The sequence below is a fragment of the Aeromonas sp. S41-2 genome (genome assembly GCF_027705845.1).
GTDB lineage: Bacteria > Pseudomonadota > Gammaproteobacteria > Enterobacterales > Aeromonadaceae > Aeromonas > Aeromonas hydrophila.
In genome coordinates, this window is the sequence record NZ_JAPDCG010000002.1 from 375,581 (window position 1) to 388,892 (window position 13,312).

At 64.5% G+C, this 13,312-nt stretch carries 15 protein-coding genes; 6 read left to right on the top strand and 9 right to left on the bottom strand.

Translation table 11 applies throughout. The annotated features are described in order from the left end of the window. Positions 1–48: 48 nt before the first annotated feature. The 5 genes from OKC44_RS06250 to OKC44_RS06270 all read right to left on the bottom strand — a co-directional run bounded on the left by OKC44_RS06250 (position 49) and on the right by OKC44_RS06270 (position 3,827). Positions 49–546, bottom strand: a complete 498-nt coding sequence (locus OKC44_RS06250) for a GDYXXLXY domain-containing protein (RefSeq protein ID WP_045527357.1) — start codon at positions 544–546, stop codon at positions 49–51. Then, positions 543–1,550, bottom strand: a complete 1,008-nt coding sequence (locus OKC44_RS06255) for a DUF4401 domain-containing protein (protein WP_236766711.1) — start codon at positions 1,548–1,550, stop codon at positions 543–545. The genes OKC44_RS06250 and OKC44_RS06255 overlap by 4 nt, the downstream gene beginning before the upstream one ends. Continuing rightward, positions 1,543–2,481, bottom strand: coding sequence for a DUF2157 domain-containing protein (locus OKC44_RS06260; protein WP_024945953.1), 939 nt, complete (start codon positions 2,479–2,481; stop codon positions 1,543–1,545). The genes OKC44_RS06255 and OKC44_RS06260 overlap by 8 nt, the downstream gene beginning before the upstream one ends. 202 nt (positions 2,482–2,683) lie before the next feature. Continuing rightward, on the bottom strand, positions 2,684–3,241 hold the full coding sequence (locus OKC44_RS06265) for a TMEM165/GDT1 family protein (protein WP_010633534.1): 558 nt from the start codon (positions 3,239–3,241) through the stop codon (positions 2,684–2,686). A gap of 256 nt (positions 3,242–3,497) precedes the next feature. Continuing rightward, positions 3,498–3,827 carry a translation initiation factor gene (locus OKC44_RS06270; protein ID WP_005302642.1) on the bottom strand — a complete coding sequence of 110 codons (330 nt, stop codon included), beginning with the start codon at positions 3,825–3,827 and terminating at the stop codon, positions 3,498–3,500. Positions 3,828–3,946: 119 nt separating this feature from the next. Here OKC44_RS06270 and OKC44_RS06275 point away from each other — a divergent pair, with 119 nt between their 5' ends. From OKC44_RS06275 to OKC44_RS06285, 3 genes are read left to right on the top strand one after another with little or no spacing between them, the layout of a single operon-like run. After that, positions 3,947–4,174 carry a FeoA family protein gene (locus tag OKC44_RS06275; protein ID WP_005302641.1) on the top strand — a complete coding sequence of 76 codons (228 nt, stop codon included), beginning with the start codon at positions 3,947–3,949 and terminating at the stop codon, positions 4,172–4,174. 55 nt (positions 4,175–4,229) lie between these two features. Further along, positions 4,230–6,503 carry a Fe(2+) transporter permease subunit FeoB gene (gene feoB, locus OKC44_RS06280; RefSeq protein ID WP_270811601.1) on the top strand — a complete coding sequence of 758 codons (2,274 nt, stop codon included), beginning with the start codon at positions 4,230–4,232 and terminating at the stop codon, positions 6,501–6,503. Continuing rightward, on the top strand, positions 6,500–6,742 hold the full coding sequence (locus tag OKC44_RS06285) for a FeoC-like transcriptional regulator (RefSeq protein ID WP_011706553.1): 243 nt from the start codon (positions 6,500–6,502) through the stop codon (positions 6,740–6,742). Before feoB ends, OKC44_RS06285 begins: the two co-directional genes overlap by 4 nt. 100 nt (positions 6,743–6,842) lie before the next feature. Here the strand turns inward: OKC44_RS06285 and OKC44_RS06290 are convergent, their stop codons facing one another. The 4 genes from OKC44_RS06290 to OKC44_RS06305 form a co-directional block, all read right to left on the bottom strand. After that, positions 6,843–7,322: a WbuC family cupin fold metalloprotein gene (locus OKC44_RS06290; RefSeq protein WP_270811603.1), complete on the bottom strand. Its 480-nt coding sequence runs from the start codon at positions 7,320–7,322 to the stop codon at positions 6,843–6,845. Between the two features lie 135 nt (positions 7,323–7,457). Continuing rightward, positions 7,458–8,729 carry a glucose-1-phosphate adenylyltransferase gene (gene glgC, locus OKC44_RS06295; protein WP_011706551.1) on the bottom strand — a complete coding sequence of 424 codons (1,272 nt, stop codon included), beginning with the start codon at positions 8,727–8,729 and terminating at the stop codon, positions 7,458–7,460. A gap of 282 nt (positions 8,730–9,011) precedes the next feature. Next, a complete protein-coding gene (gene tapW, locus OKC44_RS06300; protein ID WP_011706550.1) occupies positions 9,012–10,151 on the bottom strand; it encodes a type IVa pilus ATPase TapW in 1,140 nt (379 codons plus the stop codon). 60 nt (positions 10,152–10,211) lie between these two features. Beyond that, positions 10,212–10,568: a DMT family protein gene (locus OKC44_RS06305; protein ID WP_005302630.1), complete on the bottom strand. Its 357-nt coding sequence runs from the start codon at positions 10,566–10,568 to the stop codon at positions 10,212–10,214. A gap of 113 nt (positions 10,569–10,681) precedes the next feature. Between OKC44_RS06305 and OKC44_RS06310 the strand changes: the two genes are divergently transcribed. The 3 genes from OKC44_RS06310 (at position 10,682) to OKC44_RS06320 (ending at position 13,293) form a co-directional block, all read left to right on the top strand. Beyond that, complete coding sequence (locus tag OKC44_RS06310; protein WP_029300033.1) at positions 10,682–11,413, top strand: substrate-binding periplasmic protein; 732 nt, start codon at positions 10,682–10,684, stop codon at positions 11,411–11,413. Positions 11,414–11,513: 100 nt separating this feature from the next. After that, positions 11,514–12,521: a vitamin B12 ABC transporter permease BtuC gene (gene btuC, locus OKC44_RS06315; RefSeq protein ID WP_103828718.1), complete on the top strand. Its 1,008-nt coding sequence runs from the start codon at positions 11,514–11,516 to the stop codon at positions 12,519–12,521. Beyond that, positions 12,508–13,293: an ATP-binding cassette domain-containing protein gene (locus tag OKC44_RS06320; protein WP_270811606.1), complete on the top strand. Its 786-nt coding sequence runs from the start codon at positions 12,508–12,510 to the stop codon at positions 13,291–13,293. Before btuC ends, OKC44_RS06320 begins: the two co-directional genes overlap by 14 nt. The last annotated feature ends 19 nt before the right edge of the window (positions 13,294–13,312 follow it).

The following is a 13,312-nucleotide window of genomic DNA, read 5'->3' on the forward strand; positions in this document are numbered from 1 at the left end:
GATCCATCTTGCCCTAGTGTGGGCAAAAAAGCCTGATATTGCCAGTAGTTACCAGCGCGCTCTGGTATTTCCCACCGGTTTCAGCTGCTCATCGCGAAGCCCTACCAAGAGCGCCTTGCCGCTCTCCTGCAGGCGAAATTCGCCGTAGCGCGCCGCCTCGTACTGCTCGCCGGTGCCCTCTTCGAAGAAGTAGGCGTCGGGGCCGATGAGCCACTGGCCGTCGCTGCGGCGCACCTGCAGCCGCCGCTCATCACGGGCCAGCTGATCCGGCTTGCCCCCTTCTACCCAGCTGGCAACCTGCTGCTCGTCGAGGCGGATCACCAGGGTGTCGGCAGGGGCCTCATCTTGTTGCCGGTTGCCGAGCTGGCGGGCCAGCTCGTAGTTGAGGCGCATGTAATCCCCCTGCATCAGGGAGCGCGGGTCGACCGGGGCGAGGCGCAGCAGCACCACCTCGCCGCTGCTCATGGCGCGTTCGTAGCGCCAGACGGTGACGTTGATGGCCGCCAGAATGGTGATACCGGTCAGCAGCAGGGCGAGTCGTCTCATGAGGGGCTCCGCAGGCTCAGCCGTTTGAGCAGCTGGCGGGCGCCGAGCAGCAGGGCGCCCGAGCCCAGCAGCAGCCAGGATTTGGTCATCAGGGTCAGCCCCAGATCGTAGTAATAGAGGGAGCCGAAGCCGACCAGCAGCAGGCCGGCCAGGGTCATCAGACCGACGCTGCCGGCATAAAAGCCGAGCACCAGCACCAGGGCGCCGGCTCCCATGCCGGGGATGAGGGCGCTGATCAGCACCAGCGGCAGCCCGTACAGCAGCGGCAGTTTCAGCCTGACCATCAGCCTCAGCAGCAGAGCGGCGCAGAGCAGCGGGTTGAGCCAGAGCGGCAGGCGGGAGTGGCCCAGCTCGTCGAGCATGCTGGCGCCGCCGTCCCACAGCGGGTGGTGCAGGCGCCCCAGCACCAGCAGGGAGAGCGCCAGCCCCAGGGTGAGGGATTCATAGAGCTGATGGCGCAGTGGATCGCGCTCGGCCTGCAGCCAGCAGAGGGCCACCGCCGTCATCACCAGCGGCAGGGCCAGCAGTTGCAGGCCGAGGCAGGCGAGGGCAAGGGTGAGCAGGATGGCGGCGGCGAAGCTGTGAAACAGCCGGATCAGCCAGTGCTCGAACAGGGCGGCGATGGCCAGCGACAGCAGGGCGAGGCCGAACCAGAGCGGGGCCGAGTGCAGATCCAGCCGATCGAGCAGGCCGTAGAGCAGCCAGGCGTCGCCGGCCAGCGCCAGCGCCAGCACGAACTGATCCCACAGATCGCTGCGGGTGGCGAAGCGGTTGAGGCAAAAGGCGATGACCATCAGCACGACGCCCATCAGCAGGGCGCTGTCGGCATCCCGGGTGAGCTGGGAGAACGACATGAACAGGAAGAACAGCAGGAACAGGGCGGCAATCCAGCCCACCATGCCGAGCAGAAAGCGGCTCGACCAGTGGGGCTGGTCGTCACGGGGGGCATCCCCTTCCACCAGCTGGGCCCGTTGCAGTCGCTGCCAGGGAGTCAGATCACTCATGGGGCCTCCGTTGTTGTTGCAGCCAGCGGCTGGCAGCCACCGACAGGCCGATGGCGATGAGGCAGAGCAGCAGGAAGCCGTCCACGTCCGGCTCCATCCATTTGCCGAGCGCCGTCAGCAGCACCACGATGAGGCTCAGGCAGCCCATGGCGAGCCCGGCGATGAATCTGTGGTGCCAGCGCAGGTAGGCGGCCGCCAGCCAACCGAGCCAGGCCGGCCAGACCCAGGGAGAGGCGACATCGAACAGCGCCAGCAGGGTCAGCAGGGTGACGCCGAACCCGGCGGCCAGCCCCGCCAGCCAGGAGGGCATCAGCCGGTAGTGAGCGGGCACCAGCAGCAGTATGCCCCAGAGGGCGGCGTTGAACAGGGTCAGGCACCAGCCGAGGGCCTCCTCGTTGAAGGCGAAGAAGAAGTTGAACAGGCCGAGCCGCCAGTAGAGCACCAGCGCGAGCTGGCCGAGCAGCCAGCTCAAGGTCCACAGCAGCGGGCTCTGGCCGAGCGCCGCCAGCGGCAGCAGCATCAGCGCCCAGGTGGCGAACAGCTGCCAGGGATCGGCGCCGGTCTGGTAGGTCTGTCCCACCAGCGCCAGCAGGGCGCCGATGTTGAGGGCGATGGCGAGCAGTAGCGCCTGGCGCTGGCTGTCGGCGAGGGGCTTGCGCCACAGCAACAGCAGCATGGCGAGCAGCGGCAGCTCCAGCAGCGCGAGGCGCGAGAGGCGGCCCAGCTCCTGCCAGTTGAAGGCGACGAAGAATACCAGGCCGGCGCCGAGGCACAGGCTGCCAAGCCAAAGCAGCAGCCGATCGAACAGCCACTGCCAGCGGGCAGGGCCGGGGGGCAGCTCGCACAGGGCGAGGGCGGCGGGCAGACTGGCCCGCTCGAGGCGTCCACGCCTGACCCAGTCGAGCAGCGTCTGTCTTGAAGTGAAGTGCATGGGATGCTCCATCAGGTTTGCCGCATTATGCCACGGCCATGGCGCCGATTGGCAGCCCCCGTCTGCGGGCGCGACCAGCCCGGCAAGCGGATGCAAAAAGCCCCGCCAAAGGGCGGGGCTTGCTTGCAAGGACACGACATGGGCGCGGGAGCGGCGTTGGCAAGTGCTCACCCTTGCCTCGCCACCTTCTGATCCGGCCGGGTCAGGCGAACAGCAGGGTGCTCACCCCGAGGCCCACGAACAGGATGGCGCAGGCGATGCGGATCCCCTTGAGCGGCAGGCGATCGGCCCCCAGCTTGCCAAGCAGCACCACCGGCACGTTGGCCAGCATCATGCCGAGGGTGGTGCCGGTGATGACCTGGGTCAGCGAGTCATACTTGGCCGCCAGCAGCACGGTGGCGATCTGGGTCTTGTCGCCGATCTCGGCGATGAAGAACAGCACGAAGGTGGCCATGAAGGGGCCGTATTTGTCGAGCGGGCTCTCCTCGTCGTCCATCTTGTCCGGCACCAGGATCCAGGCGGCCATGGCGATGAAGGCACCGGCCACCAGGTAGGTCATCACCTTGGGATCGAGCCAGCGACTGATGAACTCGCCAAGCCAGGCGGCGCCGGCGTGATTGAGCAGGGTGGCTGCCAGCATGCCGGCGATGATGGGCCAGGGCTTGCGAAAACGACAGATGAGCAACAGCGCCAGCAGCTGGGTCTTGTCGCCGATTTCGGCGATGGCCACGCTGAGGGTTGAGGTTAACAAGGCTTCCATAAAAATGACCGGGGGACGGAATTGTTATACCTGAGACAAGCCTGCGCCATCCGTCCCCGGTATTGGCACTGGCCCGTCAAAGGTCTTGTCAAATCCGCGGCTGGCGTGGATCACCCTGACCATGGTGAGTTGGCACCAAGTATGTTGATCAGGGTCGCGAACCGGTTTGGGGCCGGCTGGCGAGACTACTCCCCCTCGATGGGAGCGGGCATTCTAGGGAAAAAGCGAAAGTGACGCAAGCCGGGCGGCGCGGGGATCAGCCGCCCACCAGCTTGACGCTGAAACCGGCCTTCTCGAGCTCGGCCTTGATCAGATCCCGTTTATCCCCCTGGATCTCGATCACCCCCTCTTTCAGGCCGCCGCCGGTGCCGCACTTTTTCTTGAGCAGGGTGGCGATGCTCTTTTGCTGTTCGGCCGGGACGCCGTGGATGGTGATGACCCCGGCGCCCTTGCGCCCCTTGGTTTCGCGGCGGATGCGTACCACCCCGTCGGTGGGGAAGGGGGAGGCGGATTGCGGCTGGCTCTGTTCTTTGATGATGCCGCCGTCCGTGCTGTAAACCAGGCGGCTGTTGTTGTCGTGACTCATGGCAGTTATTTGTGGGTTAGCTAAGCGGAGTTTGATTTTACTCAAATAAGCGTTGAAAACACGGATTATAATGCCCCAAGTAAAAGAGAATTATTATTGTTTAACTTCAGGAGTCAGTCATGGTACTCGCGCAGTTGTCACCGGGACAGAGTGCTCGCATCAAGAACATGAATCAATTGACCCGTCCCCTGCGGCGCAAGCTGATGGTGATGGGCTTGTTGCCCCAGACTGAAGTCATCTACTTGCGCGCGGCCCCGCTCGGGGATCCGCTGCAGATCCAGTGTCAGGGGATCTGCCTCTCCATGCAAAAAAGTCTGGCCCAGCAAATCGAGGTCGAACCGGTATGAAACACACCTCACAAAACAATCGTCTTGGTCAAAGCACTATCGAGGTTGAACCGGTATGAACTACTCCCTGGTAACCGTCGGCAACCCCAATAGCGGCAAGACCTCCCTGTTCAACGCCCTGACCGGGGCCCGCCAGCAGGTGGGCAACTGGAGCGGCGTCACCGTCGACAAGAAGATGGGCGAATTCAGTGCCCAGGGCCACGCCTACAAACTGATGGACCTGCCCGGCATCTACAGCCTGGCCAACCAGGAGGGGAGCCTGGACGAGCAGATCGCCAGCCGCTTCGTGGAGGGCCAGCAGCCGGATCTGCTGCTCAACGTCATCGACGCCGCCAACCTGGAGCGCTCCCTCTACCTCACGCTGCAACTGCGCGAGCTGGGGCTGCCCATGGTGGTGGTGCTCAACAAGATGGACATTCTGCAAAAGCGGCGCATCACCATCGACGAGAGCAAGCTCGCCAACACCCTCGGCTGCCCGGTGGTGGCCCTCTCGGCCCACAACCGCCAGCAGGTCGCCGCCTTCAAGAACCAGATCCAGCAGTTCATCGGCCAGCCGCAGCCGGCGCTGTTGCTGGACTACGGTAGCGAGCTGGAAAAAGATCTGGCGGAGCTCGAAACCCTGCTCGCCCCGCACCACCTCACCACCCGTGGCCGCGCTTTGCGCCTGCTGGAAGAGGATGCGGTGATGCAGGAGACCCTGCAGCCCGGTCAGCAGGCCGCTGCCGCCAACGTGGTGGCCCGCGCCCACCACGGGCAGGATGTGGACCTGCAACTGGCGGACATCCGCTACGGCCACATCCACCAGTGGGCCGCCCAGGCGTGCCAGCAGAAGGGCAAGCTCACCGCCGCCCAGAGCGAGCGGCTCGATCGGGTGCTGCTCAACCGCTGGTTCGGCATCCCCTTCTTCCTGCTGGTGATGTACCTGATGTTCATGTTCGCCATCAAGGTGGGCAGCGCTTTCATCGACTTCTTCGACATCATGGGCGGCGCCCTGTTTGTCGACGGGGTGCACTACCTGCTGGGGCTGGTCCATGCACCGGACTGGCTGGGGGCCATCCTGGCGGACGGCTTCGGGGTGGGCTTGCAGACCGTCGCCACCTTCATTCCGGTGATCGGCTGCCTCTATCTGTTCCTGGCGGTGCTGGAGAGCTCCGGCTACCTGGCCCGCGCCGCCTTTGTGGTGGATGCCCTGATGCGTCGCCTCGGCCTGCCAGGCAAGGCGTTCGTCCCCATGCTGATGGGCTTTGGCTGCACCGTGCCCTCGGTGATGGCGACCCGCACCCTCAACTCCGAGCGCGAGCGGCTGATGACCTCGGCCATGGCCCCCTTCATGTCGTGCGGTGCCCGTCTGCCGGTGTACGCCCTGTTCGCGGTGGCCTTCTTCCCCGAATCCGGCCAGAACCTGGTGTTCGGTCTCTACCTCATCGGCATTCTGGTGGCCGTGCTCACCGGCCTGTTGCTGCGCAGCACCCTGCTGCCTGGCAAGAGCGACTCCATGCTGATGGAGATGCCGGACTACGAGTGGCCGCGCCCGGTCAACGTCGGCATCAAGACCTGGCAGAAGCTCAAATCCTTCGTGTTCGGCGCCGGTAAAACCATCGTGCTGGTGGTCGCCGTGCTGAGCGTGCTCAACTCGCTCGGCACCGACGGCAGCTTCGGTCACCAGGATCAGGAGAGCTCGGTGCTGAGCAAAATCAGCCAGGCGGTGACCCCGGTGCTGCACCCCATCGGCGTGCGCGATGACAACTGGCAGGCCACGGTCGGCATCGTCACCGGCATCTTCGCCAAAGAGGCGGTGGTCGGTACCCTCAACAGCCTCTACGCCGGCAGCGGTGACGGGGAAGAGGAGGCGAGCGAGTTCTCCCTGGTGAACAGCTTCCAGGAGGCGATCGCCGCGGTCGCCACCAATCTGGCCGACATCGACCCGACCGACCCCATGGGGCTGGCGGTGGGCAACCTGGATGACCAGAAAGCCGCCGCCGAGGCGCAGGAGGTGGACGTCTCCACCTACGGCAACATGCAGAGCCACTTCGACGGGGCGGCCGGTGCCTTCGCCTACCTCTTGTTCGTGCTGCTTTACATGCCCTGCGCCGCCGCCATGGGCGCCCTGGTGCGGGAAACCGGCCGTCAGTGGGCCCTGCTGACCGCCGCCTGGTGCAACTACATGGCCTTCATGTGCGCCACCGTCTTCTATCAGCTGGCCACCTTTGCCGCGCACCCCGAGCAGAGCCTGTTCTGGGTGGCGAGCTACGGCGGCTCGCTGCTGCTGCTCTGGTGGGCCGGCCGTCGGCACGGCGACATCGTCGCCCGCAAGGTGGTGACCCTGTGATCCTGCGCGAGCTGGGGGAGTACCTCGCCGCGCAGCAGAAGGTGAGCCGGCGCGAGCTGGCCCGCCACTTCCACACCTCGGAAGATGCGGTGGAGGCCATGCTCGGCGTCTGGATGCGCAAGGGGCGGGTCGCCAAGCGGGAGACCCAGGTGTGCGGTGGCTCCTGCTGCGGCAAGAGCCAGGAGGTGATGTTCGAGTGGTGCGAGCCGGGCCAGATTGGTCTGGTGCAAAAAGGCTGAGCTCACGCCCGAACCCCCGCATTCAGATATCAAAAAGACCCGCCACTGGCGGGTCTTTTTTATTGGTGCGTGTTCGCCGGTTTGGGTAGGCGGGGGCAGGTCAGCGCCCCGGCCAGCGCTGGCCCACTTCGGCGTGGCGATACCAGGCCATCAATGCCTGCTGGCCGGCGATGTCGTCCACCGCCGGTGACCAGGGGGCGAAGTCCTCTTCCCGGAAAGGAGCGTAGGGGCCGTGTTTCACCTCGAAGATGACGGCGCCGGGATCCAGAGAGAGCACCGCGTGCCAGCTGGCGATGGGGGTCTCTAGCACCGAGGTCGTCTCCCCCAGCACGGCGCGGGCAGTGACGGTGCCCTCGTCATCGAAGTTGAGCACCACGAAGCGGCCTTGCAGTGCGGTAAGCAGCTCCCAGGTCTGCAGGTGGCGATGGGGGCGGATATAGGTACCCGGCTCCATGGCGATGGCCAGGCGCTGGATGGGGTCGGCCAGCTCCTGATGCAGATTGTGGTTCATGCGCAGGCGCGGGGAGTGGGCGGCCTCGTCGGCGAGGCTGGCAAGGCGGGCAACATCCAGTTTTTTCATATGCGATTCCATGGTGAGACGAAGGCAGGGCCGAGCGCAGAGTAGCATGCCCGGCAACCTGTCAGGCAAGGGGCGAGCGGTAAGCAAATGTAAAAAGGGAGCCTCTATGACTCCCTCTGCTATGACTGTTCGGCCTCACAATCTGGCCAGCATCTCCTTGGTGACCAGCACTATGCCCTGCTCGGAGCGGTAGAAGCGGCGGGCATCCTCGCAGGCGTTTTCCCCCACCACCAGCCCTTCCGGCAGCTTGCAGCCCTTGTCAATCACCACCCGGCGCAGCCGGCAGCCCGGGCCTATCTCGACCCCGGGGAAGATCACCGCCTGATCCAGGGTGCAGAAGGAGTCGACCCGCACATTGGTAAACAGCACCGAGCTCACGATGAAGGAGCCGCTGACGATGGTGCCGCCGGCAAACATGGAGTTGATGGTCATGCCGTGCTGGCCGTTTCTGTCCTGCACGAACTTGGCGGGCGGGGTCATGTTCTGGCTGGTCCAGATGGGCCAGTCCTGATCGTAGATGTCGAGCTCCGGGGTGACGGAGGCGAGATCCATGTTGGCCTCCCAGAACGAATCCACCGTGCCCACATCGCGCCAGTAGGGGCGCTTTTGCGGGCAGCAGCCGACGCAGGACATGCTGAACGGGTGGGCGTAGGCGGTGCCCTCTTGCACCACCCGCGGGATCACGTCCATGCCGAAATCGTGGTGGGAGGCCGGGTTGGCGAGATCCTCTTCCAGCAACTGGTAGAGGTAGTCGGCCTCGAAGATGTAGACCCCCATGGAGGCCAGCGCGGTGTCGGGCTTGCCCGGCATGGCGGGCGGATTGGCGGGTTTCTCGACGAAGGCATTGATCTTGCGATCCCCATCCACCGCCATCACCCCGAAGGCGCTCGCCTCATCCCGCGGCACCTCGATGCAGGCCACCGTCACCCTGGCCCCCATGTTGACGTGATCGAGCAGCATGGCGGCGTAATCCATCTTGTAGATGTGATCCCCCGCCAGCACCACCACATACTTGGGGCCGTGATCGCGAATGATGTCCAGATTCTGGTAGACCGCATCGGCGGTGCCGCGATACCAGTTGACCTCGTCCACCCGTTGTTGGGCGGGCAGCAGGTCGATGAACTCGTTCATCTGGTAGCGCAGAAAGGACCAGCCGGACTGCAGGTGGCGCAGTAGGCTGTGGGATTTGTATTGGGTCACCACCCCGACCCGGCGAATGCCGGAGTTGATGCAGTTGGAGAGTACGAAGTCGATGATGCGGAACTTGCCGCCGAAATGCACTGCCGGTTTCGCCCTGTTGTCCGTCAACTGTTTGAGGCGACTGCCCCGCCCTCCTGCGAGAACCAAGGCCATGGTCTCGTTCAGCAACTGTCTGGACTGTGCTGTATTGGCAGGTTGTAACAACATTGAATACCCCTTTATTGATAGAACCCCTTGATACTGCCTCCTTTGAAGCCAGTATGAAAGTGCTTTCACTCACACTTCTCACACGGTTTTTTGGTGAAGTGATGGTTTTGTCATTTGTGATGACAAAATCTGTCGCAGATGGCGCGATAGTTCACCAGATGTCACGGCGGCGCTGGGCTGGCGGGGAAGGCGGTGGCCTTGAAGGGCGGTCAGATGCGGGCGTTTCTTGTGCAAACACCCGCCGAAGCGGGTGTTTGCAGGCGCCGTCAGAGGCGGGCGAGGTCAGAACAGATCGTCTTTCTCGTCCTTGGTGGGCTCGAGGCTCCAGCCGGTGGCATCGCTGCTGCTCGCGATCTGGCCCTTCTCCTTCCACAGCTTGATCTTGAGGCGCAGGTTGTTGGCCGAGTCGGCGTTCTTCACCGCCTCCTCCTCGTCGATCACCCCCTCTACCACCAGATCGAACAGGGCGCTGTCGAAGGTGACCATGCCGAGGGCCTTGGATTTCTCCATCACCTCCTTGAGGCCGCCAAATTCGCCGCGTTTGATCATGTCGCGAATGGTGTGGGTGCCCAGCATGATCTCCACCGCCGCCCGGCGGCCACCGTCGCTGGTTTTGACCAGCCGCTGGGAGACAAACGCCTTGAGGTTGTTGCCAAGGTCGTTGAGCAGCTGGGGGCGGCGCTCTTCCGGGAAGAAGTTGATGATGCGATCCAGCGCCTGGTTGGCGTTGTTGGCGTGCAGGGTGGAGATGGCCAGGTGGCCGGTTTCGGAGAAGGCCAGCGCATGCTCCATGGTCTCGCGATCGCGAATCTCGCCGATGAGGATCACGTCCGGCGCCTGGCGCAGGGTGTTCTTGAGGGCAGCGTGGAAGCTGCGGGTGTCCACCCCCACCTCGCGCTGGTTGATGATGCTCTTGCGGTGACGGTGCACGAACTCCACCGGATCCTCGATGGTGATGATGTGGCCGCCGCTGTTGCGGTTGCGATGGTCGATGAGGGCTGCGAGCGAAGTGGACTTGCCCGAGCCGGTACCGCCGACGAACAGTACCAGGCCGCGCTTCTCCATGATGGTGTCGAGCAGCACGGGGGGCAGTTTCAGATCCTCGAAGCGGGGGATCTCGGTCTTGATGTTGCGCGCCACCAGCGACACTTCGTTGCGCTGCTTGAAGATGTTGATCCGAAAGCGGCCGATCTGGGGCAGCGAGATGGCGAGGTTCATCTCCAGCTCCCGCTCGAACTGCTGCTTTTGCTCGCCGTCCATGATGGCGTCGGCTATTCTGGCCACCTCGCCGGGCTCGAGCGGCGTTTCACTGAGCGGACGCAGGCCGCCGTTGAACTTGGCGCAAGGGGGGGCGCCGGTCGACAGATAGAGGTCGGAGCCATCCTGCTTGGCCAGGATCTGTAGCATGTCTCGCAATTCCATTGGTTTTGCCTCGTCTATCAAGCAGATGCAATTACATCGAATGTCATTGAGTGTACAGCGTCAGGCGCCGGTGAGTTTCTCGCGAAAGACAAAAAACACTGCGCCCAGGATGCACAGGCCGGCCCACAGGTAATCCCATTTCAGATCCTCTTTCAGATAGAAGATGGAGAAGGGGACGAACACGGTGAGGGTGATCACCTCCTGCAGGATCTTGAGCTGGCCGACGGAGAGCACGGTGTGGCCGATGCGGTTGGCGGGCACTTGCAGCAGGTATTCGAACAGCGCTATGCCCCAGCTCACCAGGGCGGCGATGATCCAGGGTTTGTGATTCATGCTCTTGAGGTGGGCATACCAGGCGAAGGTCATGAAGACGTTGCTGCACAGCAGCAGGCCGATGCTGGTAAAGATAGGGTTCATTAGGTTCTCCTTTAAAATCAATCGCATTTTATCTCCGAACCACGGGTTTTCATAAGTGGGGCGGCAGGGTATTTTTAATCCATCAAGGATGAAGTCACAGAGGGTTGTACGGGATGGGCAAGACAAGCTGGGGTGTGCTTGGTCTGCTGTTTGCCTGCCTGGTGCATGGGGCGCCGACCCTGACGGTGGCCACCGATGTCTGGCCGCCGTTTCGGATCGTGCAGCCGGACGGCCGCTTCGGCGGACTGGACATGGACATCTTGCAGCAGTTGCAGCGCCGCAGCGGCATCCGCTTCGAGGTAAAACGGGTGCCCTGGGGGCGGGCGCTCAAGCAGATGCAGACCGGCCAGGTGGACCTCATGATAGGCTTGGCGATGACGGCGGAGCGGGCGGCCTTCATCGATTATCTGCAGCCGGCCTACTATCAGTGCCGGCCGGCCTTCTACGGCAAGGCGGCGGCGGTATCGACCCTGCGCACCTACGCCGACCTGCAGGGGAAGAAGGTGGGCTATGTGCTCAATTCGGCCTATTTTGCCCCCTTTGATGCCGACAACCGGCTCGACAAGCACGGGGTGCCCACCGAGGATCAGCTGCTGCGCATGGTGCAGCGCGGTCACCTGCCGCTGATGATCGGCACCGACTGCCAGGTGGACTACGCCTTGAGCCAGGACAACGAGGCCGGCCTGCTCAAGGCGGCCTACCAGCCGCCGCAACCTGTGGTGCTCTATCTGGGCATGAGCAAGCACTCCCCCCATCAGGCGCTGCAGCAACCGCTGGCACTGGCGCTGCAGGAGCTGGTGGCAAGCGGCGAAATTGCCGCCCTCGCCAAGCCTTACCAGCCTTGACCTCGGGTAGTAACACGCTGTTATCATGCGTTTTTCATGACTCGCGCCAGCTGCTCGACAAGCTCTGGCGCTGGCTCCTTCTCACCTTCGGAGAGCCTCTGTGTATCTCTCTTTGCTCGCCCGCCAGCAGCGCTGGCAGCGGCGCTGGTTGCTCGGCCTGCTGCTGCTGACCCTGGCACTGTTCCTCTGCTCCCTCGCCTGGGGCGAATTCGTCTTGTTGCCCTGGCAGCCGCTGGGGGATCTCGAGCAGCGCATCCTGCTGGAGCTGCGCCTGCCGCGCGCCCTGCTGGCCCTGCTGGCGGGGGCGGCGCTCGCCTGCGGTGGCGCCGTGCTGCAGGTGATGCTGCACAACCCGGTGGCCGAACCCGGCCTGCTCGGCGTCTCGAGCGGGGCGGGACTGGCCGCCATGGTGGCGATGGCGGTGGCCAAGGCCCTCGGCGTCTATCTGCCGGGCTGGGGGTTGTCGCTGGCGGCCTTCGGCGGCGCCCTGCTGGTGACCATGCTGCTCATTCGGCTGGCGCGCCGGGCCCGGCTCGGCCATGCCCGGCTGCTGCTGTTCGGGGTCGCCATCGGCATCCTCACCAACGCCGCCATGACCTGGCTGATGTACTTTGCCGATGACGGCTCCTTGCGTGAATTCATGTTCTGGATGATGGGCAGCCTGGCCTACGGCAGCCAGCAACTGGCCTGGTGGTGGCTGCTGTTCCCGCTCGCCCTCGGCTGGCTTGGCTGGCAGGGCAAAGCACTGCAGCAACTGCTGCTGGGAGAGACCCAGGCCCGCCTGATGGGGCTCGATGTGGACAAGATGCGGGTGCGGCTGGTGCTGGCGGTATGCCTGCTCACCGGGATGGCGGTGGCGCTGTGCGGCGTCATCGGCTTTGTCGGGCTGGTGGTGCCCCATCTGCTGCGGCTCTGTGGCGGCAGCGATCAGCGCTTTCTGCTGCCCGCCTCGGCGCTGGGGGGCGGCGCCCTGCTGCTGGCGGCCGATCTCATTGCCCGCTCCGCCCTGCAGGCGGGGGAGCTGCCCATCGGGGTCATCACCGCCTCGGTCGGCGCTCCGCTCTTCATCTATCTGTTGTTGAGGCAAGATGCCCATGCCAGCACCTGATCACCTCGGGGGTCAGCCTCCCTTGCTGGCGGCCCGCGCCCTGGCCGTCGCCAACCGGCTCGCCCCTCTCGACCTTGCCTGGCAGGGGGGCCAGCTGGTGGCCCTGCTCGGCCCCAACGGCAGCGGCAAGTCGACCCTGCTCGGCGCCCTGGCCGGCCTCTTGCCGGGGCAAGGGGAGGTGCGCATCGGCGGGGCGTCGCTGGCGGACTTGAGCTGGCCGGCGCTGGCACAGCGGCGCGCCATGCTGCCCCAGCGCCAGCCCCAGCTGTTCCATATCCCGGTGTTTCAGGTGCTGAGCCTGGTGCTCGATGAGGCTCAACCTGCGAGCAGACAGAACGAGGCGATTCAGGCGCTGTGTCAGGCGCTGGAGCTGGAAGCCTTGCTGGCGCGAGACTTCAGCCGGCTGTCTGGCGGGGAGCAGCAGCGGGTGCTGATTGCCCGCACCCTGCTGCAGGTGTGGCCGAGCCTCAATCCGGACGGGCGGGTATTGCTGCTGGACGAACCGCTGGCGGGGCTGGATCTGCATCATCAGCTGGCGCTGCTACGGCTGCTCAAGCAGCTGGCCGGGCAGGGGTTGCTGGTGGTGCTCGCCATCCACGACATCAACCTGGCCATCGACTGGGCCGATCGCCTGCTCTGTCTGCAACAGGGACGGGTGGTGCGGGAGGGGGGCGTCGAGCTGGTGGACGAGGCGCTGCTGGCGCAGGTGTTTCAGATAAAGACCGATCGCATCGAGGCGGGCGGCCGGGTCTGGTTTATGCCGAGCCTGTGAGAGACAAGCAAGGCCCTGG